Raw genomic sequence first — 26077 nt, 5'->3', positions numbered from 1 at the left:
GGAAAGTCAGCTCTCACAGGAGCGCGTGCTCACAGGATGGAGGCGGCGATGATGACCGCGACCCCGATGTGGGCGATGCCCTGCACCCATACCGCCGGGTGGCTTTCCGGGTGGACGAGGATCTCGCCGAGCTTGCCGGGGGTCAGAGCGTCGATGACCAGGAAGGTCACGCCCATCACGATCAGGCCGATCGCGGAGTAGACCACCGTGTAGGTGAGGCCCTCGAGCAGGCGACCCTCGCTGGCGACGATTGCGGCGGTCACGATGATCGCCACCGCCAAGAGGTTGGATCCCACCAGGATTCCGGCGTTGCGGTTGCGTTCGGCCCAGAGCTGGTGACGCAACTTGCCCGGGGTCAGCAGGTCGACGATCGCGAACGACACGATCATCACGATCACCCCGACACCCGCGTAGGCACCTGCGGCGTAGGCGTTCTCGGTCATGTCAGCGAGCATGGTCATCTCCGTGGGTTCGGGCCGTGGTTTCGGTCTGGGGGATCGGTCGCGAGAACTGGGGTCCGGGCGTCACTTGCCGCCACCTCCACTGCCGCCACCGCGATTGCTGCTGCCGCTGCCGGAATAACCCGGCGTCGGAACCCAGAAGGCGCCGACGTAGTTGTGGTACCGGTTGTAACCCGACCGGTAGTCACGGCTCAGCATCACGCGGGTCTGGTTGGCGGCGTAGGGGAACAGGGCGACCATGTAGTCGCGGTACTGGAGGAACTGGGTGCCCGCGACATTGCCCGTCCCCGATGCGCCGGCGCGCTGATCGGTGGGGCGTTCGGCGTCACGGATGTCCTCGGCGACCTCGGTGGGGGTGCCCTCGGCGACGTAGGCGTCCACGTCCCCCTCGTCCAGGGTGGTATTGCGTTCGTAGTTCTGGGAGATGAAGTCGCGCGCCGACCCGCCCAGCCCGCCACGCAGGGCACGGGCGCCGCACGCGCCGAGCAGCGCGAAGATCGTGATCACCACGATGACGCCGATGATGATGTTGCGGATGCGGTTGATCCGGCGGCGCGGGTCGGGCTGCGGTTGCCCGGGCGGGGGCGGATATGTCATGCGCGCATCGCTCCGCGGTGGATCACGCTGGTCGTGATGACCACGTCACCGGCCTGCGGATAGGTGTGCCAGGTGTGCCACGAGATCTGTTCGGCCGTCGATTCGGAGACGATCGCGGTCACCGCGTGGGGGTCGCCGGGGAACACACCCATCACGCTCGGGTTCCCCGAAGCCATCTGTTCGGAGACGCGGACTCCGAGTTGTTCGACGAGCGCGGCCATCTGATCGTCAGTGGCCCGCTCGATGCGGGAGCTGAAGAGATAACCGCTCTGCTGGAAGGTCTCCGGCAGCGCCGAGCTCACGTCGGGCAGGCATGCGACGGTCTCGCAGATGCGCCGGGCGCCGTCGTCGACGACGACCTGATGGCTCGCGCCCAGTAGGCGGACCGACACCGTGATGCCGTCGATCTCCCCGTCCTCCCGGGCGAGCGGCTCCTGCAGCGGGGCGTCGAGCGAGAAACCGAGCTGGTCGGCGCTCGTGTCCGCGTATGCGACGGGAAGGTGGGCGACAGTTGCGCCGGGCTGTTCTGACATGTGTCTCGCAGTCCTTCGCCGCTCAGATGTTCTGGTCGGAGGGGTTGCTGGGGAAGATGCGGTAGTCGGCGCGGGTGAGGAGTTCGCCGCGCGCACATTCCCAACCGCTGCCGTAGTCCTCGAACGACAACCGCTCGTTGCCGGCCTGATAGTCGTGGTAGGCCATCCGGCCCGACGCTGCGACGCCGGTGGTGCCCGCCGAGGTGAACCGGGCGGTGCCGGCCTCCTCGGAGTGGTAGCGGCGGCCGTCGACCTCGACCGTGCCGGGTCCGGGCTCGACGACGACGCCGGACAGTTCATGCCACAGCACGACCTCGAGGTCGGGATCGTCTTCGACCGAGATCCAGGCCTTGCTGCCGAGTCCCGTGTCGAGGAAGTTCTCTGTCCAGGTGTATCCGTCCTGGGTCAGCCGCACGGTGCCGCGGACCGCATAGGTCTCGCCGCGCAGCTCGACGAGGTCGCCCGGCTTGAGTTGGCGTGGGTCGCCGTAGACGGAGTCGTCGTCGGCAGAGGAGAACGGGTCCCCGGGCCGGTACGTGCGGTTGCGGAGGGCGTCCGCCTCGGCTTGGCGGGCCTTGCGGTTGCCCAGGTAGTTGAAGATGGCGACCACCGCGATGATCGCGAGCAGGGCCACGACGATGATCAGCAGGAACTCCACCTCGCCGACACTATCCGGAGACCGGGGTCCCGTCAGCTCGGTTCGGCGAGCCGAATGACGCCCGCTACCAGTCCGCCCGGGCGTCGACGTCGCGCAGCAGTTCGATCACCGGTGCGAACTGCTCGAGCACTGGTTCGAGGACCGTGATGTAACTGATCCCGGTGCGCTCGCGCATCGTGACGAGCTGGTCGGCGATGTCGGCGGCGGAGCCGATGAGGATCGAGGGCAGGTCGAGGAACTCCTGCGGACTCATCGACAACTGCCACTTCTCGATGTTCTCCTCGGCGATGCGTGTCGCCTCGTCGGTCACCACGACGATCTGCATCAGCAGATTCCATTCGATGTCGTCTACCCGGTCGCCGGCCGCGGACCGGGCGAATGCGACGCGTTCGGCGAAATCGTCTGCGGAGAGCGGCTCGAGGTCGCCGTCGCGACCGGTGCGCGCCGCGGTGAACCCGACGATGTCGGCGTGCTCGGCGGCCATCCGGAGCACGCGGTCGCCGTTCCCGCCGAGGAGCAGTGGCACGCGCTCCTGCACGGGGCGCGGCGTGTGTTCGGGGTCGTTCAGCAGGGACGCCACCCGGGTGACCGTGTCACCCAGGTGATCGACCCGGCGGCCCGCCGGCCGGAATTCGATTCCGGCCGACTCGAACTCCTCTTTGACGTAGCCGGTGCCCAGTCCGAGCTCGACGCGACCGTCGGAGAGCTGGTCGACGGTCGCCACATCGCGGGCGAGCAGCGCCGGGTTGGTGAACGCCGCGTTGAGGACGAACGGGCCCACGCGGAGTCGTTCGGTCGCGGCGGCCGCCGTCGCGAGTGCAGGCCAGGGGCTCGGGATGCCGAGGTGGTCCGGGACCAGCAGGACGTCGAAGCCGAGCTGTTCGACGTGCCGCGCGCGCTCTTTCCAGGACGAGCTGGTGTCCACGGCGAGCATGTTGACCCCGAACCGGAACGGCCTGTTCGCGAGAGACATGTCCACAACCTAGCCAGGGGCTCGGCGGCCGGCCAGGTGGATGCGGTGGAGTCCGGGCCGGTGCGACCTTGCACTCGCCAGGGGCGAGTGCTAAAACGGACGTTGGCACTCGCGAGCTGTGAGTGCCAGGTCGGGACGGTGAGATCGGTACCGAATGACACACCGGTCGTCCGTCGCGGGCACCGAGTTCCGGCCATACGAACCTAGTGTCACCCCCTTCGGAGGATCACTTACCCATGGCCAAGCAAATCGCGTTCGACGAAGAGGCCCGTCGCGGCCTCGAGCGGGGCCTCAACAGCCTCGCCGACGCCGTCAAGGTGACGTTGGGACCCAAGGGTCGCAACGTCGTTCTGGAGAAGAAGTGGGGCGCCCCCACGATCACCAACGATGGTGTTTCCATCGCCAAGGAGATCGAGCTGGAGGATCCCTACGAGAAGATCGGCGCCGAGCTGGTCAAGGAAGTCGCCAAGAAGACCGACGATGTCGCGGGCGACGGAACCACCACCGCCACCGTCCTGGCACAGGCTCTCGTCCGTGAGGGTCTGCGCAACGTCGCTGCCGGCGCCAACCCGCTGGGTCTGAAGCGCGGCATCGAGAAGGCCGTCGAGGCTGTCACCGAGTCGCTGCTGAAGAGCGCCAAGGAGGTCGAGACCAAGGAGCAGATCGCTGCCACCGCGGGCATCTCGGCCGGCGACCCCTCGATCGGCGAGCTCATCGCCGAGGCGATGGACAAGGTCGGCAAGGAAGGCGTCATCACGGTCGAGGAGTCCAACACCTTCGGCCTGCAGCTCGAGCTCACCGAGGGCATGCGCTTCGACAAGGGCTACATCTCGGGGTACTTCGTCACCGACGCCGACCGTCAGGAAGCCGTCCTCGACGACCCGTACATCCTGCTCGTCTCGGGCAAGGTCTCGACCATCAAGGACCTGCTGCCGCTGCTGGAGAAGGTCATCCAGGCCGGCAAGCCGCTGCTGATCATCGCCGAGGACGTCGAGGGCGAAGCCCTCTCGACCCTGGTCGTCAACAAGCTCAAGGGCACCTTCAAGTCCGTCGCCGTCAAGGCTCCGGGCTTCGGTGACCGCCGCAAGGCCATGCTGGCCGACATCGCCATCCTCACCGGTGGCGAGGTCATCAGCGAAGAGGTCGGCCTGTCCCTCGAGGGCGCCGGCATCGAGCTCCTCGGTACCGCTCGCAAGGTCGTCGTCACCAAGGACGAGACCACCATCGTCGAGGGCGCGGGCGATCCCGACGCCATCGCCGGTCGCGTGGCCCAGATCCGTGGCGAGATCGAGAACAGCGACTCCGACTACGACCGTGAGAAGCTGCAGGAGCGCCTGGCCAAGCTGGCCGGTGGTGTTGCGGTCATCAAGGCGGGCGCGGCCACCGAGGTCGAGCTCAAGGAGCGCAAGCACCGCATCGAAGATGCCGTGCGCAACGCCAAGGCTGCCGTCGAAGAGGGCATCGTCGCCGGTGGTGGCGTGGCCCTGCTCCAGTCGGAGCCGGCCATCGACGCACTCTCGCTCGAGGGTGACGAGGCCACCGGCGCCAACATCGTCCGCGTCGCTCTCTCGGCTCCGGCCAAGCAGATCGCCGTCAACGCCGGCCTCGAGCCGGGCGTCGTCGCCGACAAGGTCCTGAACTCGCCCACCGGCACCGGCCTCAACGCCGCGACCGGTGAGTACGAGGACCTGCTGGCCGCCGGCATCAACGACCCGGTGAAGGTCACCCGCTCGGCGCTGCAGAACGCAGCCTCGATCGCGGCTCTGTTCCTCACCACCGAGGCCGTCGTCGCCGACAAGCCGGAGAAGAACGCCGCACCGGCCATGCCGGGCGCCGACGAGATGGGCGGCATGGGCTTCTGATCCAGAACCCCTAGCTCCACCAGCTCTACAGCACACGAACCGGCCCACTCCCTCGCGGAGTGGGCCGGTTTCGTCTGTCCGTGTTCGAGTCGTCGGCCGGAATGGCGCGCGACAGAAGGGGGTTGAAGACCACATGGCTTCTCCCATCACCGTCGACATCTGGTCCGACATCGCCTGCCCCTGGTGCTTCATCGGGAAGCGCCGCTTCGAGGCGGGTCTCGCCGAGTTCGCCGGACGTGACGACGTCGAGGTGACCTACCGCAGCTACGAACTCGCACCGGACACGCCGGTCGACTTCGAGGGCTCGGAGATCGACTTCCTGGTCCGGCACAAGGGAATGCCCGCCGCCCAGGTCGAGGGGATGCTCGAGCAGGTCCGCGGGATCGCGGCCGACGTCGGCCTCGACTACGACTTCGACAACCTCCGGCACACCAAGACCCTCAAGGCTCACGAGGCGCTGCACTTCGCGCGCGCCCACGGCAAGCAGCCGGAGTTGGCGGAACGGCTGTTCCAGGCGTACTTCGAGCAGGGGCGGCACGTCGGCAGGCCCGCCGATCTCGCCGACCTGGCCGCAGAGGTCGGGTTGGACCGCGACGCCGTGCTCGCGGCGCTCGAATCCGGCGACCATGCCGAGGCGGTCGCCGCCGACATCGACCAGGCGCGCGCCTACGGGATCAGCGGCGTCCCGTTCTTCGTCTTCAACGGCAGATACGGCGTGTCCGGCGCGCAGCCCGCCGAGACCTTCACCCAGGTCCTGGAGAAGGTGCACGCCGACTGATCCTCGTGTGCGAACTGCCGGGTTTGGGTAAGGCACCTTCGATGCAGACGTTCCTGCCCTACCCGGACTTCCGGCGGTCCGCCGAGGCCCTCGATCCCGCGCGGCTGGGCAAGCAGCGGGTGGAGACCCTGCAGATCCTGCGTGCCCTGGAGCTGTTCGACTACGGCTGGGGCAACCACCCGGCGGTCACGATGTGGCGCGGGCACACTCCCGCTCTCGTCTCCTATGGCCTGGCCTTCGTCGACGTCTGGCGTCGTGAGGGACGCGCGGACACCACCGCTGCGATGATCGCCGAGTTCGCACCGGAGGTGGTGGGCGCCTCCCAGTCGGATCTCGCCGACGCCGGTCTGATGCCGCCGTGGCTGGGCGACGACCGCCTCCATCGGAGCCATCGGTCGGCGTTGCTGCGCAAGGATCCCGACTTCTACGTCGCTGAGTTCGGCGACGTCGCCGACGATCTCCCGTATTTCTGGCCCGAACCGCCGGAAGCGGCGCCGGACCGGAATGACCGTGATCGCACGGTGTGGATCATCCGGCCGTCATCGAAGGAGCAGTTCGACGAGTTCCGTCGGCGCGACATCGTCGGCCTCGGAACCGAGTCCGGTGTCGACGTCGACGCCGCGACGGCCACTGCCGACGGGCTGCGCGCCCTGCTCAAGGAGTGCAGCCCGGGACGGCGACCGGGCAAGGACCTCCGCGTACTGGCGTCCTTCGTCGACGACCTGACTCCCGGCGACGAGGTGGCAGTCGTCGATGCCGACGACCCGACGGTGCTCCCGCTCGGGGTCGTCGAGAGCGAGTACGAGTTCACCAGGCGTGGAAAGACTCTCGCTCCCCATCGACGGCGTGTTCGGTGGACCGGCACGGTGGCACGGTCGTCGGTGATCCCGCCTGCACTCCTGCAGAATCCACGAAGGATGTTCCCGGTCCCGGTGAACGCCTAGAAAGGCGACACACCGTGGGGTCGTCCGATCGGTCGAAATTTCTTCGCCGGCACGCGCCGGGAACGGTGAGACATTTCTGTGGAATCGATCTCAGCGTTGACCGGCTGATTAGCAGAATCCCCGGTCACAACGATTTCGTCGGAGATGGACAATTGTCCTAATGATCGCGAATTCATGATTGTCGAACGTTATTTCGCGATGACAGACCGGAGAATCGTGTCGAGAACGCGGAAGAAACCGTTGTTGTCGTTGCGGGTGAGTATCGTCGCGAAGTATTCGGATCGATACCTGAGCGTTGGGAATCTGTTGTCGGGCAGATACGACGTTTTACGACATATGAAGGGACGGAGATGTCCGTGACGCGCGGAAACCTCCAGCGGCGAACGGTTCGGGCTTTTGCCGCAGTCATCGTAGTCGTTCTCTCGCTGGCGATTTCTGCCACCGCGGTGGCAGATACCGGGGTGAAAGCGGAGCGGGCCGACCTGCTCGCCCGAGCGATGGCGGAAGGACGGGCCCTTGACCTGACCGTGCACTCACCGTCGATGAACCGTGATGTGCCGGTTCGCGTGCTCGTCGCGGCGGACACGTCGGTGCCCCGTCCGACGCTCTACCTGCTCAACGGCTCCGGTGGCGGGGAGGGTGACGCGCACTGGTTCGTACAGACCGACATCGTCAAGTTCGCGGCCGACAAGAACGTGAACATCGTGGTGCCGATGAGCGGCGGCTACAGCTATTACACGGATTGGGTGAAGGTCGATCCCAACTTCGGTATCAACAAATGGACGACGTTCCTCACCAGGGAGCTGCCTCCGGTCATCGACCAGAAGGTGAACGGTAGCGGGGCCAACGGCATTGCCGGGATCTCCATGGCAGGAACATCGGTGCTCGCTCTGGCCGAGAGTGCGCCGGATCTCTACCGCGCGGTGGCTGCGTACAGCGGATGCGCCGAGACTTCCACCCGGCTCGGTCAGTTGGCCGTCCAGGCGGTGGTCGGCGAAAGGGGAGACGTCAGGAACATGTGGGGGCCGGTCGGTGGTCCGGGCTGGCGTGATCACGACCCCGTGATCAACGCTCACAAACTCCGTGGCAAGGCGATCTATGTCAGCAGCGGCACCGGCCTGCCCGGGAGGCACGATCGCTTGGCGAACGAGGCGATCGACGGCGACGTGGTCGAGTACGCCAGGATCGTCGGTGTGGGCGGCCCACTCGAGGCGGCGACCTATTATTGCACGCAGAACCTCGACAAGAGGCTCAAGCAACTGCGCATCCCTGCCACCTTCGACTACGAGCCCGGGACGCATTCCTGGCCGTATTGGCAGGACCAGCTGGCAAAGTCGTGGCCGATGCTCGAACGCGCTCTGACCCGCTGATCGACCGGCTGGGCTCTGATGAGGCGTGCTCATCTGCAACGATGTGTCGCGTGACTGTGACACCCGGTGCGTCGAGCCCGATCGGCAGCCTCCCGAATCTGCGTGACCTCGGCGGCTGGCGGACCGCCGACGGGCGAGTGGTGCGGTCCGGGCTGCTGTTCCGGTCGACGGACTTCTCGTCGCTCGCCGACTCCGACGTCGCCGCGCTCGAGGCGCTCGGCCTCCGCACGGTGTACGACCTCCGGTCGGTGCACGAGAGGGAGGCCATCCCGGACCCGTCCCTGCCCGATGTCACCGAGATCGGGCTCGATGTGCTGGCCGATGCGCAGATGTCGATCCCGGCCAACATCGGTGCCGTACTCGCGGATCCGGCCGTGGTCGCCCAGGCCGACAAGGTCCTGGCCGGTGGTAAGGCGCGGGAGATGATCTCGGGCACCTACCGCGAGATGATCACCTTGCCGAGCGCGACGGCCGCCTATTCGGAGTTCTATCGCGGACTTCTCGGCGATGCACCGAGCCCGATCCTCTTCCACTGCACGACCGGCAAAGACCGCACCGGCTGGGCCGCCGCCGCATTCCTCACCCTCGTCGGGGTGGGGAAGGAGGACGTCTACCGCGACTACCTGCTCACCAACGAGCGGCTCATCCCGGCGCTGAAACACATCTTCGACGGTTTCGCGGCTGCGGGCGGCGACCCGCAGCTCCTCGTCGGGGTGCTCGGTGTCGACGCGGGTTACCTCGACGCGGCCTTCGACGAGGTCCGGACCCGGTTCGGGGGCATCGAGGGGTATTTCAGCGAGGCGCTCGGCATCGGTACCCGCGAGCAGGACAAGATCCGCGAGCGTTTCCTCGTCGAGGGCTGATCGGGTCTACCGGAAGACGATGCATGTGGTCGTGCCGTGCGCGACCAGTTTCCCGTCGTCGGAGTACACCTTTCCCTCGGCCGTGGCCGTGGTGCGTCCGGCGTGGATGACGGTGCCGACGCCGGTCAGCTCACCGGCGTCGACGGCGACGGTACGGATGTAGTTCACCTTCAGTTCGAGCGTGGTGTAGCCGACGCCGGCCGGAAGCGTCGTGTGGACCGCACAGCCCATGACCGAGTCGAGCAGGGTCGCGCAGATTCCGCCGTGGACGGTGCCGAGCGGATTGGCGAAATCGGGCTGCGGGGTCACCGCGAAGGTCACCGTGCCCTCCTCGATCTGTTTGGGGACCATGCCCAGGAGTCGGCCGATGCTCGGCCTGTCGGTACCGGCCCCGCCCTCCTGCCAGGCGCGCAGCAGTTCCAGGCCGGACATGGCGGTCGGATCGGTGGATTCGGTGAAAGTCGTCATGACTATGCATGGTTGCATAGAAACCGACAATTATGAAGACCTGCATACTTGCTTGGTCGCGCGTTCGGAGCCGCGTGGCTATGTATAGTTGCATAGACCACCCGGAACGAGATGAAGGAGCAGGTCATGGCGCCGCATTCCGCCGAATCCGTCATCTCCGGATCGGATGAGCGTGGCCCCCGGGAACGGATGATCGTCCACGCCGCTGATCTGATCGGCCGCGACGGCGTCGCCGCGACCTCTATCGGCGACGTCATCTCCGCGAGCGCCGCGCCCCGCGGGTCCATCTACCACCATTTCCCCGGCGGCAAGACGCAGCTCATGACCGAGGCGGTCCAGTACGCGGGAGACTTCATCGCCGAGCGGCTCGCGCGGCGGGCCACCCTCACCCCTGCTGAGACGGTTCGCGAGATAGGCGGCGTCTGGCGGCGCATGCTGGTCAACACCGACTTTCAGTTCGGCTGCCCGGTCATCGCCGGCGGCCTGGCACGGAGGGGCGAGCCCGAGGTGGCCGACGCCGCAGCCGAGATCCTCCGTCGCTGGTCCGATCTCATCACCGCCCGGCTCGTCGTCGACGGCGTGGACAGTGAACGCGCCGATTCGCTGGCGAATCTGATCGTGGCCGCCATCGAGGGAGCGGTTGCACTGTGCCAGACGCAACGCAGCGTCGACCCGCTCGATCGTGTGATCGCCGAACTGGCCGCGCTCTGCGATGCGGCGGTCTACCGGTAGGCGCTTGTCGCCCTTACGCCGTTGGCTTGTGGCGAGCTCCGTAGTAGGTTCACGGTGGCGCCACCTCGGTGGCAGTACGCCGTGAAAACGACGCTGGGCCGAGTTCGGGAGGGGACGCGATGACGCCGGTCTTCCGGCATGTGCTGGGCTCGGACTTCGACCGCCTCCATCCCAACGTCGCCTGGCGTTACGGCATCGACTCCACCTCCGGAGTCGCCCAGATCTGCCACGGGATGTACGAGTCGGTGTACGTGTCGTCGGCGATGCCCCCGCCGGCTCTCTGGCATTACGCCAAGCGGAACGCCCTGCCGTCCAAGACCAGTCGGATGGTCCCGTTCACCCAGGCCTACTACTGCTACGTCGACGAACTCGAGCGCGAATCCCTGGCGGTGCTGCGGACCTTCCAGTACACGACCGGTCCGCGCAAGCTCAACTCCCTCCTCGTCGCGGGACACACCGGCCTCGTCGACTACTTCGGCGACGGACCCGAGTTCCTCTATCCGATCCAGCCGTCGGTGACCCCGGCCGGCGAGCTGCTCCTCGAGAGCGGGCCGATGCGGTGGCTGGGACGTGGACCGAAGGTGGGCATGAAGGGCCTCTTCACCGCGCAGATGAAGTACATCGAGGGATGGGACGAAAAGCGCGAACGCTTCCGTTGCGACATGACGGTACGGAACCCGGTCATCGGCGAGATCATGCATTTCCGTGGATGGTTCACCGCCGTGGACCAGGCGTGCACACTGCGCGACATCCCCGACGAGGCGTGGCCGGTGAATCTCGTCGACCGGGAGAGCTGACACCCCTCCGCGTCCCTGTGGGGGCGTCCCGGGTCGCCCGACCAGCACGGATCTCGCCGGAGTGCGGTTCGGTGTGTGCCCGCGGAAGCCGGACGGTAGGTTCACCCCCATGGCAGTCTCCGCGAACATCGAATTCGACGTATCCGCCCCGGCCTCGGTGGTGATGGAAGTACTCATGGACATCGAGTCCCTCCCGGATTGGTCGGGTCCCCACAAGGAGGCCGAGATCGTCGACGAGTACGACGACGGCACTCCGAAGACGGTGCGCATGGTGGTCACCGCGGCCGGCATCTCCGACGAGCAGACCTGCACCTACGAGTGGACCGACACGACCTGCGAGTGGCACCTGCTCGAATCGAATCAGCTCAGCGAACAACACGGGAAGTACACCGTCACCGCCACCGACAAGGGCTCGCGTGTGCATTTCGACCTGGCCGTGGACCTCAAGATCAAACTCCCCGGGCTGATCGTGAAGCGGGCGCAGAAGATGGCCGTCGACACCGCCCGCAAGGGGCTCACCGCCGAGGCGGAGAAGCGCGCTGCCGGCTGATCCGAACCGCGTCAGAACCGGGCCGGCGTCATCCGAACGTGTAGACCCGCCGATCCCGCGGGTGGCCCGCGCAGGCCGCGGGTACCCTGGGATCGTCATCAGCCGAGCCGTTGCATCATGGAGGCCAAATCCCTTGAAAATGAACAAATTTGCCGTCCGGGCGTTGGTCTTCCTGGCGGGCGGCGCCGGTTGTGTCGCATTCGCCGGGTTGTCCGGTGAAGGGGTTGCGTCGGCTGTTCAGTGCACGGTGTCGAACGGGCACCAGATCGAACGGGTCGTGGGTGCGAGCGGTTGTGGCGCCAAGGCCGGACCGGGTAGCCGGGCGACCGCTGAGGACCGCAGTGGCAACGGCACCGCGATCTCCGTGTCGGACAACGGCGGCAACGCCTCGTCGTACAACCTCCAGCCGGGATCGTCGGCCCTGGCGGGAGCCAACTCGCGCGGCGTGGCGTACTCGGTGACCACCGGTCCCAAGGCGCTGTCGATCGCGCAGGCACGGCGTGGCGGTACCACCGTCGCGATCGGCGGCTGGGGAGGTCAGGCCTACGCCGGACCCGACGGCGCGGTGTGCAGCGGCGGCTTCGCGGCGGCTGTCGATTCGACCACCGGAAAAGCCTGCCTGCACTCGGGTTCCATCGATCTGCGCAACTGACCGGTCGGTTCGTCCGCCGATCTGAGACCGATCCCGCCCGACGCGGCGCGTCGTTCACCGGCGCGTCGGGCGTGGTCCACCCGGCCGTCGTATCGTGGGGATCGTGACCGACCTCCACGACGCAGACTCCCACGTCGGCCCGGACTTCAGTGTCCTGAACGGACGAGAGGCGCTCCAGCAACTCGTCGACCTGCACGACGTCACGCAGTTCACCGTGAACGACGACGATGACGACGACCCGGTCCTGCTGACGCTGCCGCATCGCAACGTGGTCGACACGTGGCGTCAGGACTATCCGTACGAAGAGCGCATGAGCCGGCGCGAGTACGAGGTCACCAAACGTCGCCTTCAGATCGAGTTGCTCAAGCTCCAGAAGTGGTCCAAGCAGACCGGGCAACGGCATCTGCTGGTCTTCGAGGGTCGCGACGCCGCCGGCAAGGGCGGCACGATCAAACGCTTCAACGAACACCTCAACCCGCGCGGAGCACGCGTGGTCGCCCTGGAGAAGCCGAGCGAGCGCGAGGCGACCGAGTGGTACTTCCAGCGCTACGTCCAGCACCTCCCGGCCGGCGGCGAGATGGTCTTCTTCGACCGCTCCTGGTACAACCGGGCCGGCGTCGAACGCGTCATGGGTTTCTGCAATCCGCAGCAGTACACGCAGTTCATGTCGCAGGTCCCGGCCTTCGAGAAGATGCTCGTCGACGACGGCATCAACCTGGTCAAGTTCTGGTTCTCGGTGACCCCGCTCGAACAGCGCACCCGGTTCGCCATCCGCCAGATCGATCCCGTCCGGCAGTGGAAGCTCTCGCCGATGGACCTCGCCTCGCTCGACAAGTGGGACTCCTACACCGAGGCCAAGGAGGCGATGTTCGCCGCCACCGACACCGACCACGCGCCGTGGACGGTGGTGAAGTCCAACGACAAGAAGCGCGCCCGCATCAACGCGATGCGACACGTGCTCAGCCTCTTCGAGTACGACGGCAAGAACCACGACTTCGTCGGCCGGCCGGACCCGCTGATCGTCGGACGTGCCGCCGACGTCGTCGGGGAGTAGCGGGCAGGAAGCAGCGGTCGGGGGCTCGGTAGCCTCGTGGGGTGCGAAGCTTTCTCAGTGCTCTGATGACGCTCGTCGCGATGGCGGCGACCGTGCTCGCGGTCCCGGCCCTGTGGCTGGACCTGCGCATCGTCGACCAGGACGGATTCGTCTCGACCGTCGCGCCGATGGCCGAGAACCAGAAGGTGAAGGACTACCTCGCCGACGAGATCGCCGCCCAGGCCACCGCTCGCACCGATCTCCCGATCGCGGGTGCGCTGGTGCGTCCGCTGGCCGCGCAGTACACCGACAGCGAGCAGTTCCGCCTCGACTTCGCCGACGTCGTCGGCCAGCAGCACGCCTGGCTGTTCACCGAACCCGCACCGGGCGAGGACACGTCGGTCATGCAACTCGACATCACCGCGATGATCAACCGGGCCCTCAACCTGACCGGCACCCCGAACGCGATCTCGGGCCCGGTCGTCGTCGAATTGACCAACGGCGCTTCGGGTCTGGAGGCCGGTAGATACGCCGAGGTCGGCAACCAGATCACCGTGCTCGCCCGGGGTTCGGCAGCGGTCGCGGTCATCGCGGGACTCCTCGCCCTCCTGCTCGCCCACCGCCGTGGCACGGTCTTCGCCTGGCTCGGGTTTGGCGCCGTCGCGGCCGCGGTGGCGAGCTGGGCCATCGGCCTGTTCTTCGCCGACCGCGCCAAGCAGGAGGTCGCCGGCGCCGAATCCTCCGGTCGGCAGGTGGCCGAGCTGATCATCGACGGGGCCTACTCCGATCTCACCCAGGTCGCGTTGATCGTCGGCGGGGTGGGCGTCGCGATGATCGTCGTCGGGTTCATCGGCCGGATGATCTTCGCGGGCCGGCGATAGACTCCGGTCGCGCAACTCCCCGAACAGGAAAGAGTGCTCCCCATGTCGACGACCGGTACCGAGCGTTTCCAGCTGGGACTGTTCTCCGCCAACTGTTCCGGCGGTCTCGCCGTCACCAGGATTCCCGAGCGATGGTCGGCGTCCTGGGAGGACAACCTGCGGCTCGCGCGGATCGCCGACGAGGTCGGTATCGACTTCATGCTGCCGATCGCCCGGTGGATTGGCTACGGCGGCGAGACGAACTTCCACGAGAGCGTGCTGGAGCCGATTCCGTGGGCCACCGCCATCCTCGCCACGACGACGCGACTGCGGGCCTTCGCCACCGTGCACACCGCGTTCAACCATCCGGTCGTGACCGCCAAGCAGATCGCGACGATGGACCAGGTGGCCCCCGGGCGCGCCGGCCTCAACGTGGTGGCGGGCTGGAACCAGCCCGAGTACGAGGCGATGGGTTCGGAGTTGCCCACCGACCACGACGCGCGATACGAGATGGCCCAGGAGTGGTTCGACATCGTCGCCGACCTCTGGTCGCGTGAGGGACGCTGGGACCACGAGGGCAGGTTCTGGAAGCTGCGCGGGCTCGAGGGTGCGCCCAAGCCGGGCGGTCGCCGGGTCCCGGTTCTCAATGCCGGTTCCAGTGCGCAGGGAAAGGCTTTCGCGGCCCGCAACGCGGACCTGGTGTTCACCATCGTCGGTAGTCCGGAGGAGGGCGCCGACGTCGTCAAGGCGATCCGCGCGGACTCCGCGGCACTCGGCCGCACCGCCGGCGTCGTCTCACCCACCCATGTGGTGTGCCGCCCGACTCGCGCGGAGGCGCAGGAATTCTTGCACTATTACGCCGAGGAGAACGCCGACTGGGAGGCCGTCGACAACCTGATGACCTTGCAGGGCATGCACGCCCAGTCGTTCACCAAGGAGATGCTCGCGACCTTCCGCAGTCGCTTCGCCGCGGGCCACGGCACCTGCCCCATGATCGGCACACCCGACGACGTCGCCGACGAGATCGCCAAGTTCGCCGCCGCCGGATTCGACGGCATCACCATGTCTTTCGTCGACTACGCAGGTGAACTGGAGTACTTCGCCGCCGAGGTGATGCCGCGACTCGAGAGCCGCGGCATCCGGGTGAACACACCCGCTCCCTGAGCCCCGAGGGGTCAGTGCCCCGCGAACGCCTCGGCGAGCCACCAGGATCCGCCGTCGTTGGTGATCTTGGCGTCGATGACGAGCGGCCCGGACGGTTCGGGGGAGTCCAGTGAGGCGACCCAGCGTCGGACCTCGTCGAGGTCGTCGAACCCGGCGACGGTCACCCCGGTCGCGCCGTGGCCACGGGCGATGGCGGCGATGTCGACCTCCGGGAAGGTCACGGTCGTCATGTCGGCATCGCCGAAGTGGTGCACCTCGGCGCCGTACGCGGAGTCGTTGTAGACGATGACGACGAGCGGGAGCGCCAGGCGGACAGCGGTTTCCAGTTCGGAGATCGCCATGAGGAACCCGCCGTCGCCGGTACCGAGGACGGGTAACCGGGTGGGTTGGGCGATCGCCGCGCCGATGGCCGTGCCCAGTCCGAGGCCGACCGACTGGAAGGCCTGCGTGAAGCAGAAGCCGAACTCGTCGGGCACCGACAGATGCGTCGACGGATAACCCATGAAGTTGCCCGAATCGATCGACAGAACGCGGTCAGCGGGCAGGATCTCGTCGAGGGCGATGCTCAACGCTCGCGGGTCGATCCGGCCGTCGACGGGGTCGTCGGTGACCGGGACGTCCTGCCACCGCGCCGACCGGGCGATCCGGTCGGCCACCTCGGCGGTGCGGTATCCGTTGTGCGGCAGTGGGTTTGACGAGAGGGCAGTGAGGGCATCGGCGGCGGTGGCCGCACAGTCGCCGACCACGCCGACGTCGGCCGGGCGATGCGCGCCGATCGCCTCGACCTCGACATCGACCTGGGCCACCACGGTCTGATCGCCGATGAGCCGGCCGTGCCGCATGGTCCACATGTTGAGTGCGCAACCCCAGCCGACGATGAGATCCGCATCGCCGATGAGCTCGGCGACCGTCGGCGACGAGAAACCGCCGGAGATGCCCAGCGAGAAGGGCTTTCCTTCGAACAGTCCGTTGGCCACGGCCGACGTGGCGAGGAGTGCACCGCTCGCTTCGGCCAGCTCCGCGATCTGCCGACCCGCATCGCGGCCACCTCGCCCCGCGACGAACACCGGTCGGCGGGCCGCGCGGATGGCGTCGACGAGCGCCGCCACCGACGCGGCGTCCGGCCGGACACGCGGCGCCGCAGTCGAAGCGACGATCGGACCGGTGATCTCGGCGGGCGCTGCGGCCACGTCGATCGCGACGTTGAGGACGACGGTCCGGCGCCGGGTCACCGCGGTCCGGTAGGCCCGGGTCACATCCGCGACGACGGTGGTCGGACCGTAGACGCGGTCGCTGACCGCGCCGACGCTGGTCACCAGCGCTTCCTGGTTGATCCGGAAGTTCGACTGCAGTGCGGAAGCCGGGGCGTCGGCGCTCAGCACGATCATCGGAGTACGACTCTTCGCCGCCTCGCCGATACCGGTGACCGCGTTGGTCAGCCCGCAGCCCTGATGCACGGTGAGGACGCCGACCCGTCCCGACATGCGGGAGTAGGCGTCCGCCATGGATGCCGCGCCACCCTCGTGACGTGCTGCGGTGAACCCGACCCCGCCGGCACGCAGCGCGTTGGTCATCACGAAGTTGCCGCTTCCGACAACCCCGAAGGCATGGCCGACCCCCAGGTCGGCGAGAACACGGCCCACGACGTCGGCGACCGTGGGGCCGTACGTGGTCGCTGTGTTCGTCACGCCGGTCAGCTCTCGACGATGGCGAGGACCCGCGACGGGCTGCCGGTGCCGCCGACGATCGGGAGCGGGCTGACGACGACCACGGCGCCGGTGGCGGGCAGCGAACCGAGGTTTCGCAGCGAGGTCAGGCCGTACTTGTCGTTGCCGAGGAAGTGGTAGTGGACGGGGAAGGCAGGGTCGAAACCGCCTGCGAGACCGGCGTCGACGCCGACGGTCTCGACACCGAGCCCGGTGATCTGCCGCTGCGTGGCCAGCCACTCGGCGCATTCGACCGAGACGCCGGGGGTGTGCGAACCGGTCTCGTCGGTGTTGAGGAACTCGGCCTCCGACCCGCCGCGTGACTCCCAACCGGTGCGCAGCAGCAGCCAGGCCCCCGGCAACAGTTCACCGTGCTCGGCCTCCCAGGCCTCGACGTCGGAGACCTCGAGGAGGTAGTCGGGGTTGTCGGCGACCTTCGCGGTCAGGTCGAGGACGGCTGCCGGACCGATCAGCCGCTGCACCGGGATCTGCGAGACGTCGTCACCGTCGCGACCGCTGATCCAGTGGATCGGTGCGTCGAGGTGGGTACCGATGTGCTCACCGGTGTGGATGTTGTTGTGCCGCCAGTACGGTCCGGGTTCGTTGTAGGCGCTGACCTCTTCGAGGCTGAAGTCGATCAGATTCGCGAACGGGGCCGGCAACCGCAGGGCCGGGGTCGAGCTGGACAGCGGGGTGGTCAGGTCGATCACCCGGAGGGATCCGTCGGCGAGGCCGGTGAGGAAACCGGACAGAGCGGTGGCGGTCATGGCGGGGGTCCTTTCGCGATTGTCCTTTTCACGGACTGCGACTGATGCTACGACCGCCGTGGCGCTACTTGCGGGCACCCCGCCAGTTCATGCCCCAGCCGTAGGCCTCGTCGACCTTGTCCTGCGCACCGCGGATGTAGCGCACCTCGCGGTTGATGACGAGTTCGCCGCCGCGGTTCTCCAGCAGCGCGATGGCGCACGAGATGGCGGACTGGTCGGCCTCGTCGAGGCGGACCTCGATCTGCGGGCCGCTGACCGGTGACAACGTGACGACGCCGTTGGCACTGGCCCAGTTCGGCGTGCCCTCGTAGATGTAGGCGAAGATCAGGATTCGACGGATCCGGTTGGTCGCGGCGAGGTCGATGTACATGTTCTCGCCGCCGGAGCCGCTACGGTCATCGCCGTCGAGGTAGATGATCGGCTGTCCGTCGCGGGGAGCCTGGAACGAATTGCCCAGCGCCTGGACAATTCCCTTGCTGCCGTCGGTGAACTCCCACAGGCAGGCGAGGTCGAGGTCGATGCCCTTGGGCTTGCGGAAGAAGCCGCCGCCGGAGGAGTTCGCGGTCCAGCTGAGGTTCACGCGCACCTGGCCGGTCGCCGCGCCCTGCTTGCTCAGCGAGATGCTCGGCGCCGACTTTGTCAGCGTGATCTTGGAGAGTGACACCGGCTGGGCCGGCGGGGTGGATGCAGGCGGGGTCGGAGGTTGCGGAGGTTGGGCTTTCGGGCGCTTGGTGTAGTCGATCCCCATCGGGTTTCCTCATCTCGTCGTGCGCGGCATCGTCGTCGGTCGCGTGATCTGCTGTCCAGGGTAGTAGAGCAGCGTCCTCAATCCGTCTCGGGAGCGAGCGTCCGCCACAGGAACTCGAATGCGAGCGCGGACTTGAACGCGGCCTGCTTGTTGTCCGCGGCACCGCCGTGACCACCCTCGATGTTCTCGTAATAGAGGACGTCGTGGCCCGTTTCCTCCAGCCGCGCAACGAGTTTGCGGGCGTGGCCGGGATGGACGCGGTCGTCGCGGGTGGAGGTGGTGACCAGGATCGGCGGGTATGCGGCGTCCGGTTCGATGTTCTGGTACGGCGAGAACGGCTTCATGAACTCCCACTGTTCGGGATCGTCGGGGTCGCCGTACTCGGCCACCCACGACGCGCCGGCGAGGAGCAGGTGATAGCGCTTCATGTCGATCAGCGGGACCTGACACACCAACGCGCCGAACAACTCCGGGTAGCGGGTGAGCATGACACCCATGAGGAGGCCGCCGTTCGAACCGCCTTGTGCGCCCAACTGTTCCGGGGTGGTGAGTCCGGCATCGACGAGGGCACGGGCCACGGCGGCGAAGTCCTCGTACACCTTGTGGCGTCCGGCCTTCTGCGCCTGGGTGTGCCACGACGGACCGTACTCTCCGCCGCCGCGGATGTTGGCGATGACGTAGATGCCGCCGCGTTCGATCCAGTTCTTGCCCGACAACGACAGGTAACCGGGGGTCAGCGAGTTCTCGAACCCGCCGTAGCCGTAGAGCAGGGTGGGGCCGCTGGTCACGTCCCGACGGCGGATCACGAAATAGGGGATCTGCGTCCCGTCGTCCGAGGTCGCGAAATGCTGCTCGGCGACGACCGATTCGGAGTCGAAGTACGTCGGGCTCCGCTTGATGACCTGCGGCGTGGAGCCGTTGCTGTGCAGCAGGCTCGGCGGGTCGGTGAACGAGGTGGCCATCCAGAACACCTCGTCGCTCTCGTCCGGGTCGGTGTCCAGCACCGACACGGTGGCGAGGTCGGGGAGGCCGGGGAAGTCGATGACGTCCCAACTGCCCAGCTCGCGCACCTCGACCCTGGTGTGCACGTCGTGCAGCGTCACGATGATCAGTTGCGAACGCGTGTAGGCATAGTCGACGAGGCTCGTGTGGGCGTCCGGGGTGAACAGCACGGTCGCATCGCGGCCGCCGGCGCGGTAGTCGTCGTAGTCGAAGGCCAGCAGGGTGCCCGGTTCGTGGGTCGTGCCGCCGACCGTCCACTCCGACCGCGTCATCACCAGCAGCCAATTCATCCGCACACCCGCATGGGCATCGGTCGGGACGTCGACGAGTTCCGGTTCGCCGTCGCGCAATTCGTACATCAGCGAGTTGAAGAAATCCGTCGAGCGCGAGATGAAGTGTCGCTCGAACCCGGGGGTGTCGTCGTAGATCGCGTGCACCGAGACATCGCTCTTCTCACCGGCGAAGACGGTGGTCGCGGCCTCCAGCGGGGTGCCCCTCGACCAGCGTTTCACCACGCGGGGGTAACCGGAGTCGGTCAACGATCCGACACCGTCCGGTTGTTCGCCGAAATCGGTTCCGACATAGACGGTGTCGCGGTCGATCCAGCGCACGCTCGACTTGTTCTCCGGCAGCGTGAAACCGTCGGTGATCCACTGCCGTGTCGGGATGTCGAACTCGCGGATCACACTCGCGTCGGCGCCGCCCCGGGACAGCGAGACCAGCGCTCGTTCGTACTCGGGACGGAGCACCGTGGCCCCCGACCACACCCAGTTCTCGTCCTCGGTGCGCGCGAGTTCGTCGACGTCGAGGATGATCTCCCAATCGGGTGTATCGGTCACGTAGGACTCCAGCGTCGTCCGCCGCCAGAGCCCGCGGGGATTGGCCGCATCGCGCCAGAAGTTGTAGAGGAACCCGCCGCGGCGTCGGACGAACGGGATCCGGTCGTCGGTGTCGAGGATCGCCAGAGCTGATGCCTCCATGTCGCGGAAGCGGTCCGACGACAGCGTCTCGACGGTCGGTTCGTTGTGGGAGCGTACCCAGGCCAGCGCATCGTCGCCGGTGACGTCCTCGAGCCAGAGGAACGGATCGTCGGTGTCGGTGCTGGTGGAGATGCCGTCGGCCTGCTCGGTCATGGCGTCCAACTTACGCGGGACGGCTGCCGGTCACCGAGGATGCAGGCCCCGCTCACGTCACGTCTGTGCCCGTCCTGGCCGAAATCGTGCCGGTGAACCACGGAACGTCCATGTCAGGGCGTCCTTCGCGGTATCTTTCTCCCGCGAGGATGAGGAGATCCGCATGCCCACTTTCGATTCGGTCCCTGTCCGACGCTCCGCCGGCTCCACCGCAGGACGACGCCCACGACACCACGGTCCGAGATGGGGGCGCGTGTCACTCGCGGCCTGCTCGGCCCTCTCGGTCGTCGCCCTCGTCGCGGCCTGCGACACCGCCTCGTCGGGTACCGGCAACCCGCCGACCGAACCGTCCGGGGCGTCGGCGCTGGTGAACCCCAATGCCGTGGACGCGGTGCCGTTGCCCGAGGGTTCGGTGGACAAGGCCGTCGGACAACTCGACGGACTCGTCGGGTCGTTGATGTCGTCGACGGGGCTGCCCGGTATGGCGGTGGCCGTGGTGTCGGGCGGAGAGACCAAGTACGCGAAGGGGTTCGGGGTCAAGGATCTGACCACTGGTCAGAAGGTCGACCCCAACACGGTGTTCCAGCTGGCGTCCGTGTCGAAGTCGGTCGGGTCCACGGTGGTCGGTGCCGCGGTGACCGACAAGGCCGTCGCCTGGGACATGCCGATCGTCGAGGGGCTGCCCTGGTTCGCGCTGTCCGACCCGTACGTCACCCGCACGGTGACCGTCGCGGACATGTACTCGCACCGATCCGGTCTGCCCGATCACGCCGGCGACAAACTCGAGGACATGGGTTATTCGCGGACCGAGATCCTCCAGCGGCTCCGGTTCATGCCCCTCGACCCGTTCCGGATCAGCTACGCGTACACCAACTTCGGTGTGACGACCGGCGGTGAGGCGGTCGCCGCGAAGGCGGGCAAGGACTGGCCGACGCTGTCGCAGGACCTCATCTACGGGCCGCTGGGCATGACCAGCACCAGTTCCCGCTTCGCCGACTTCGAGAAGCGGGCCGACCGGGCCGTCGGGCACATCAAGATCGACGGGAAGTGGGCCAAGACCGACATCCCCCGTGATCCCGACGCGCAGACGCCGGCCGGCGGTGTCAGTTCGACGGTCAACGACATGGCCACCTGGCTGAAGATGGTTCTGGCGCAGGGCAAGCACGAAGGCGCGGAGATCGTCGCCCCGGACGCGCTGCTGCCTGCGACCTCGCCGCAGATCGTGTCGAACCCGCCGGCGAACCCGAACGCTCGCGCCGGTTTCTACGGTTACGGGTTCAACGTCGGCGTGACCACCGACGCGCGTACCCAGTTCAGCCACGCCGGCGCGTTCGCGTCGGGCGCCGGCACTGCCTTCTCCATCCTGCCGTCGGCGGACACCGCGATCATCGTGCTCACCAACGCCGCCCCGATCGGTGCGGCCGATGCGCTGGCGGCGGAGTTCATGGATCTGGTGCAGTACGGCGAGATCCGCAGTGACTGGCGCGAGCTCTACGGCAAGGCCTACGCCGAGATGAGTCAGCCCAACGGCGAACTCGTCGGCAAACAGGCGCCGGCGAATGCGGCTCCGCCTCAGCCGCTGCCGACCTTCGTGGGCACCTACGCCAACACCGTGTACGGGCCGGCCGAGATCGTCGAGCGCGACGGCAAGCTCGTCCTCGAGATGGGCCCCGGCGGCGTCCGCAAACATGAACTGACGCACTGGGATGCCAACACCTTCACGTTCCCGCTGCACAACGAGAACGCCCAGATCGGCACCGTCTCGAAGGTCACCTTCGACGGTCCGAAGATGACGATCGAGTACTACGACGACGAAGAGAGCGACGGGGTCTTCCTACGCAGCTGAGGCAGCTGTCGCGTATCGGGGCGGTGAGCGCCACGACACGCGACAGCTACCGCGGGCGTCAGCTCGCCGAACCGCTCACCGTCGGTGAGACCGCCAGCGGATCGGGCACCTCGCCGGTGCGGATCGGGCAGCGCGTGTGCGAGTAGATCGTCGGCATGCAGAGGTTGCAGTGCACGCACTTCGACGTCGTCGTCGGGTCCGCGGCGATCCGCAGCGGCAGATCCGGCTCCCGCAGGATCGCGCGGCCCATCGCCATGAACTCGAAGCCCTCGGCCATCGCGGTGTCCATCGACGCCCGGTCGGTGACGCCGCCGAGCAGGATCATCGGGAGGTCGACGGCCTTCCGCAGTTCGCGCGCGAGCGGCAGCAGATAGCCGTCGTGGTACTGGTAGCGCTTGAGGAAGATCGGTGCGAAAGCCTTGAGCCCGTACTTCATCGGACCGGAGAAGGCGGCGGCGAACTCCTTGCGCGGGGCATCCCCGTGGAACAGGTACATCGGGTTGAGCAGCGAGCTGCCCGCGGTGGGCTCGATGGCGTCGAGATGGCCGTCGGACTCCAGCAGCTGCGCCACCTGGCAGGCCTCGTCGACGTTGAAGCTGCTCAGCTTGGCGCGGCCCTTCGCACGCGCCTCCGGCGACCGTTCGATGTCGGGCTTGCCGACGCCGTCGTAGGTGTTGAGCTTCACCCAGATCGCGGCCTCGTCGCCGACCTCCTCGCGCACGCTCTCGACGACCTCGCGGGCCATGCGCGCGCGGTTGACCAGGCTGCCGCCGTAACCGTCGCGGCGGTGGTTGAGCAGGGGAGACAGGAAGCTGGAGATGAGATAGTTGTGCCCGCAATGGATCTCGAGTCCGTCGAAGCCGGAGTCGACGGCGATGCGGGCAGCCTGCCGGAACTTCACCCGCAGCTCGGCGATGTCGGAGACACTCGCCTTGTGGGTCAACGACATCCCCATCGGCGCGGGGATGCGGCCGGGCCCCCAGGCCTTCGCACGGTTCGACACCGAGTTCGCAACCGCGCCGGCGTGGCCGAGCTGTGCGGCGGCTAGTGCGCCCTCGGAGTGGATGGCGTCGGTCAGCTTGCGCAGACCGGGCATCGCCTCGGGACGCATCCAGATCTGGTGGCGGTCGGTGCGACCCTCCGGCGAGACCGCGCAGTAGGCGACCGTGCTCATCGCGACGCCACCGGCTGCGACCTCGCGGTGGAACTCGACGAGTTCGTCGGTGACGAGCGCGTCGGGCGTCATGCCCTCGAAGGTGGCGCACTTGATCAGTCGGTTCCGCAGGGTGAGCGGGCCGAGCTTGGCCGGGCTGAACGGTCCGGCGTCGGGGCTGTCCACGTCGGTTCCTCTCATTCGTTGTGTTTCTCGGACGGGATGTTGCTGCTCCCTGAGGGAGCCCGGAGCTTGCGGAGGGTTGTCACGAAGGCGGTGCCGACAATCCCGCGGTGACGAACCCCGCGAGGGCGTCGACGGCCTGGGCGTCGAGCGGCTCGGTGCTGCCGAAGCGCAGGAGGATCACCTGGAAGGCGAGTGCCCAGCGGCGGCGTGCCGCGCGGGCGGGCAGTCCGGGAATGGCGTCGAGCAGGATGTCGGCGAACGGGTCGAGTCCGAACCACCGGGCGGTCCAATTGACGTTCGGATGGCTGAGCACGAACCGCGACAGCAGGCGTAGGTGCAGGTGGCCGGTCGGATCGGTCTGGAGTTCGACGAAGGGGGCGAGCAGCACGTCCACGATGTGCCGCACCGAATCGGTCCCGGGATCGATCGAGGACATGGCATCGGACCAGCACGGAGCCAGTCGTGATTCCAGCAGCGCGATGGTCAGGTCGTCCTTGGTCCCGAAGTGATAGTGCACGGCGGCGGGGTTGGCGTCGGCGGCGGCGCAGATCGCGCGGACGGACACCTTGTCGTAGCCGTCGGCCAGGAAGAGGCGCTCCGCGACGGCGAGCAGGGCCTCTCGGGTGCCGGTCGACCCGGCCCCGGACGGCGTCGAGTCGGTGGTCTGGGTCACAGGTGGGATGAAACCACAGATCAAACAGCGTTTCAAACAGTGATTGAATCCGTCGGGAAGTTACCGAAGAGTAGTGGGACGGACTGCGGCGATCAACAGAGGAGACGTAGGGTGGCTGTCGTGGCTGAACACTTTCAAACAGTTGTATTGGGTGCAGGTCCAGGTGGGTACGTAGCCGCGATCCGGTCGGCTCAACTGGGCATGAAAACCGCCGTCATCGAGGAGAAGTACTGGGGCGGTGTGTGTCTCAACGTCGGATGTATCCCGTCCAAGGCGTTGCTGCGGAACGCGGAACTCGCGCACATCTTCAACCACCAGGCCAAGACCTTCGGCATGAGTGGTGACGTGTCCTTCGACTTCGGCGCGGCGTTCGACCGCAGCCGCAAGGTGTCGGACGGCATCGTCAAGGGCGTCCACTACCTGATGAAGAAGAACAAGATCACCGAGATCGACGGCTACGGCGTGTTCACCGACGCCAAGACCATCAAGGTCGGCGACCGCGAGATCACCTTCGACAACGTCATCATCGACACCGGCTCGACCGTGAAGTTGCTCCCGGGCGTCGAACTGTCGGAGAACGTGGTCACCTACGAGACCCAGATTCTCACCCGTGAGCTGCCCGAGTCCATCGTGATCGTCGGCGCGGGCGCCATCGGCATGGAGTTCGGCTACGTGCTCGCCAACTACGGCGTCGACGTCACCATCGTCGAGTTCCTCGACCGTGTCCTGCCCAACGAGGACGCCGACTCGTCCAAGGCCGTCGCCAAGGAATACAAGAAGCTCGGCGTCAAGCTGCTGACCTCCACGAGGGTCCAGTCGGTCACCGACAACGGCGACAGCGTCACGGTCACCTACAAGGACGCCAAGGACAAGGAAGGCGAGCTGACCGTCGACAAGGTCCTCATGTCCGTGGGCTTCGCCCCGCGCGTCGAGGGCTTCGGTCTGGAGAAGACCGGTGTCGAGCTCACCGACCGCGGCGCCATCGCTATCGACGACTATATGCGGACCAACGTCGAGGGCATTTACGCCATCGGTGACGTGACCGCCAAGCTGCAGCTGGCGCACGTCGCCGAGGCTCAGGGTGTCGTCGCTGCGGAGACCATCGCGGGCGAGGAGACCATGACGCTGGGCGACTACCGCTTCATGCCGCGCGCCACCTTCTGCCAGCCGCAGGTCGCCTCGTTCGGCCTCACCGAGGCGCAGGCCAAGGACGAGGGCTACAACGTGAAGGCCACCACGTTCCCGTTCAGCGCCAACGGCAAGGCGCAGGGCCTCGGCGAGACCGCCGGCTTCGCCAAACTGGTCACCAACGCCGACACCGACGAACTGCTCGGCGGACACCTGGTGGGTGACAACGTCTCCGAGATGCTCCCGGAGATGACCCTGGCCCACAAGTGGGACCTGACCGCCAAGGAACTTGCCCGCAACGTGCACACCCACCCGACGATGTCGGAGGCACTGCAGGAAACGTTCCATGGCGCGATCGGGCACATGATCAACCTGTAGGCCCTGTTCTCGAAGTGAGGGATTCGTACCGTAATTCGGTACGAATCCCTCATTTTCTTTGT

General features: G+C 67.1%; 26 protein-coding genes. 14 read left to right on the top strand and 12 right to left on the bottom strand.

Annotated elements, in window-relative coordinates:
- Positions 1 to 29: 29 nt before the first annotated feature.
- The 5 genes from LQD00_RS05675 to LQD00_RS05655 form a co-directional block, all read right to left on the bottom strand.
- Complete coding sequence (locus tag LQD00_RS05675; RefSeq protein WP_006867300.1) at positions 30 to 455, bottom strand: DUF350 domain-containing protein; 426 nt, start codon at positions 453 to 455, stop codon at positions 30 to 32.
- Positions 456 to 524: 69 nt separating this feature from the next.
- Positions 525 to 1058: a DUF4247 domain-containing protein gene (locus LQD00_RS05670; protein WP_232716038.1), complete on the bottom strand. Its 534-nt coding sequence runs from the start codon at positions 1056 to 1058 to the stop codon at positions 525 to 527.
- On the bottom strand, positions 1055 to 1591 hold the full coding sequence (locus tag LQD00_RS05665; RefSeq protein ID WP_232716037.1) for a DUF2617 family protein: 537 nt from the start codon (positions 1589 to 1591) through the stop codon (positions 1055 to 1057). The genes LQD00_RS05670 and LQD00_RS05665 overlap by 4 nt, the downstream gene beginning before the upstream one ends.
- 22 nt (positions 1592 to 1613) lie before the next feature.
- Positions 1614 to 2249, bottom strand: a complete 636-nt coding sequence (locus LQD00_RS05660; RefSeq protein ID WP_006867297.1) for a DUF4178 domain-containing protein — start codon at positions 2247 to 2249, stop codon at positions 1614 to 1616.
- A gap of 64 nt (positions 2250 to 2313) precedes the next feature.
- The gene (locus LQD00_RS05655) at positions 2314 to 3222 is read right to left on the bottom strand and encodes a TIGR03621 family F420-dependent LLM class oxidoreductase (RefSeq protein ID WP_232716036.1); all 909 of its coding nucleotides are present in this window, start codon (positions 3220 to 3222) and stop codon (positions 2314 to 2316) included.
- Between the two features lie 236 nt (positions 3223 to 3458).
- Between LQD00_RS05655 and groL the strand changes: the two genes are divergently transcribed.
- The 5 genes from groL (at position 3459) to LQD00_RS05630 (ending at position 9039) form a co-directional block, all read left to right on the top strand.
- Positions 3459 to 5084: a chaperonin GroEL gene (gene groL, locus LQD00_RS05650; RefSeq protein WP_006867295.1), complete on the top strand. Its 1626-nt coding sequence runs from the start codon at positions 3459 to 3461 to the stop codon at positions 5082 to 5084.
- A gap of 133 nt (positions 5085 to 5217) precedes the next feature.
- A complete protein-coding gene (locus tag LQD00_RS05645; protein ID WP_154884580.1) occupies positions 5218 to 5862 on the top strand; it encodes a DsbA family oxidoreductase in 645 nt (214 codons plus the stop codon).
- A 41-nt stretch (positions 5863 to 5903) separates the two neighbouring features.
- Complete coding sequence (locus tag LQD00_RS05640; protein ID WP_232716035.1) at positions 5904 to 6806, top strand: MSMEG_6728 family protein; 903 nt, start codon at positions 5904 to 5906, stop codon at positions 6804 to 6806.
- Positions 6807 to 7156: 350 nt separating this feature from the next.
- Positions 7157 to 8176, top strand: coding sequence for an alpha/beta hydrolase (locus LQD00_RS05635; protein WP_232716034.1), 1020 nt, complete (start codon positions 7157 to 7159; stop codon positions 8174 to 8176).
- Between the two features lie 50 nt (positions 8177 to 8226).
- Complete coding sequence (locus tag LQD00_RS05630) at positions 8227 to 9039, top strand: tyrosine-protein phosphatase (RefSeq protein WP_232716033.1); 813 nt, start codon at positions 8227 to 8229, stop codon at positions 9037 to 9039.
- A 6-nt stretch (positions 9040 to 9045) separates the two neighbouring features.
- Here the strand turns inward: LQD00_RS05630 and LQD00_RS05625 are convergent, their stop codons facing one another.
- Positions 9046 to 9525 carry a PaaI family thioesterase gene (locus LQD00_RS05625; protein WP_232716032.1) on the bottom strand — a complete coding sequence of 160 codons (480 nt, stop codon included), beginning with the start codon at positions 9523 to 9525 and terminating at the stop codon, positions 9046 to 9048.
- A 108-nt stretch (positions 9526 to 9633) separates the two neighbouring features.
- Here LQD00_RS05625 and LQD00_RS05620 point away from each other — a divergent pair, with 108 nt between their 5' ends.
- The 7 genes from LQD00_RS05620 to LQD00_RS05590 all read left to right on the top strand — a co-directional run bounded on the left by LQD00_RS05620 (position 9634) and on the right by LQD00_RS05590 (position 15295).
- Positions 9634 to 10239 (top strand): TetR/AcrR family transcriptional regulator, encoded by a 606-nt coding sequence (locus LQD00_RS05620; protein WP_154884576.1) that lies wholly within the window; start codon positions 9634 to 9636, stop codon positions 10237 to 10239.
- Between the two features lie 119 nt (positions 10240 to 10358).
- Positions 10359 to 11036, top strand: coding sequence for a DUF4166 domain-containing protein (locus LQD00_RS05615; protein WP_154884575.1), 678 nt, complete (start codon positions 10359 to 10361; stop codon positions 11034 to 11036).
- Positions 11037 to 11145: 109 nt separating this feature from the next.
- Positions 11146 to 11586 carry an SRPBCC family protein gene (locus LQD00_RS05610; RefSeq protein WP_006867287.1) on the top strand — a complete coding sequence of 147 codons (441 nt, stop codon included), beginning with the start codon at positions 11146 to 11148 and terminating at the stop codon, positions 11584 to 11586.
- Positions 11587 to 11719: 133 nt separating this feature from the next.
- Positions 11720 to 12238 (top strand): DUF6764 family protein, encoded by a 519-nt coding sequence (locus LQD00_RS05605; protein ID WP_006867286.1) that lies wholly within the window; start codon positions 11720 to 11722, stop codon positions 12236 to 12238.
- Positions 12239 to 12341: 103 nt separating this feature from the next.
- Positions 12342 to 13292, top strand: a complete 951-nt coding sequence (ppk2, locus tag LQD00_RS05600; RefSeq protein WP_040536449.1) for a polyphosphate kinase 2 — start codon at positions 12342 to 12344, stop codon at positions 13290 to 13292.
- A 65-nt stretch (positions 13293 to 13357) separates the two neighbouring features.
- Positions 13358 to 14152: a hypothetical protein gene (locus LQD00_RS05595; protein ID WP_232716092.1), complete on the top strand. Its 795-nt coding sequence runs from the start codon at positions 13358 to 13360 to the stop codon at positions 14150 to 14152.
- Between the two features lie 42 nt (positions 14153 to 14194).
- Complete coding sequence (locus LQD00_RS05590; RefSeq protein WP_232716031.1) at positions 14195 to 15295, top strand: LLM class flavin-dependent oxidoreductase; 1101 nt, start codon at positions 14195 to 14197, stop codon at positions 15293 to 15295.
- Positions 15296 to 15306: 11 nt separating this feature from the next.
- Here LQD00_RS05590 and LQD00_RS05585 read toward each other — a convergent pair whose 3' ends face one another.
- The 4 genes from LQD00_RS05585 to LQD00_RS05570 form a co-directional block, all read right to left on the bottom strand.
- Positions 15307 to 16983: a thiamine pyrophosphate-binding protein gene (locus LQD00_RS05585; protein WP_232716030.1), complete on the bottom strand. Its 1677-nt coding sequence runs from the start codon at positions 16981 to 16983 to the stop codon at positions 15307 to 15309.
- Between the two features lie 5 nt (positions 16984 to 16988).
- Entirely contained in the window at positions 16989 to 17768 is a 780-nt protein-coding gene (locus LQD00_RS05580) for a cyclase family protein (protein WP_006867281.1), read from the bottom strand.
- Between the two features lie 64 nt (positions 17769 to 17832).
- A complete protein-coding gene (locus LQD00_RS05575) occupies positions 17833 to 18516 on the bottom strand; it encodes a TerD family protein (protein WP_006867280.1) in 684 nt (227 codons plus the stop codon).
- Positions 18517 to 18593: 77 nt separating this feature from the next.
- A complete protein-coding gene (locus LQD00_RS05570; protein ID WP_232716029.1) occupies positions 18594 to 20651 on the bottom strand; it encodes a prolyl oligopeptidase family serine peptidase in 2058 nt (685 codons plus the stop codon).
- A 253-nt stretch (positions 20652 to 20904) separates the two neighbouring features.
- Between LQD00_RS05570 and LQD00_RS05565 the strand changes: the two genes are divergently transcribed.
- The gene (locus LQD00_RS05565) at positions 20905 to 22497 is read left to right on the top strand and encodes a serine hydrolase (RefSeq protein ID WP_232716091.1); all 1593 of its coding nucleotides are present in this window, start codon (positions 20905 to 20907) and stop codon (positions 22495 to 22497) included.
- Between the two features lie 58 nt (positions 22498 to 22555).
- Here LQD00_RS05565 and LQD00_RS05560 read toward each other — a convergent pair whose 3' ends face one another.
- Together LQD00_RS05560 and LQD00_RS05555 are read right to left on the bottom strand one after the other, a co-directional pair.
- Entirely contained in the window at positions 22556 to 23836 is a 1281-nt protein-coding gene (locus LQD00_RS05560) for an NADH:flavin oxidoreductase (RefSeq protein WP_308195926.1), read from the bottom strand.
- A gap of 79 nt (positions 23837 to 23915) precedes the next feature.
- Positions 23916 to 24509 carry a TetR/AcrR family transcriptional regulator gene (locus LQD00_RS05555; RefSeq protein ID WP_232716027.1) on the bottom strand — a complete coding sequence of 198 codons (594 nt, stop codon included), beginning with the start codon at positions 24507 to 24509 and terminating at the stop codon, positions 23916 to 23918.
- A 120-nt stretch (positions 24510 to 24629) separates the two neighbouring features.
- Here LQD00_RS05555 and lpdA point away from each other — a divergent pair, with 120 nt between their 5' ends.
- Positions 24630 to 26015 carry a dihydrolipoyl dehydrogenase gene (lpdA, locus tag LQD00_RS05550; protein WP_232716026.1) on the top strand — a complete coding sequence of 462 codons (1386 nt, stop codon included), beginning with the start codon at positions 24630 to 24632 and terminating at the stop codon, positions 26013 to 26015.
- Positions 26016 to 26077: the final 62 nt, after the last annotated feature.

It is taken from the genome of Gordonia metallireducens, assembly GCF_021245825.1.
GTDB classification, from domain to species: domain Bacteria; phylum Actinomycetota; class Actinomycetes; order Mycobacteriales; family Mycobacteriaceae; genus Gordonia; species Gordonia namibiensis.
Note: the sequence above shows the minus strand (reverse complement) of the source record. Positions and strands in the feature narration are given on the sequence as shown.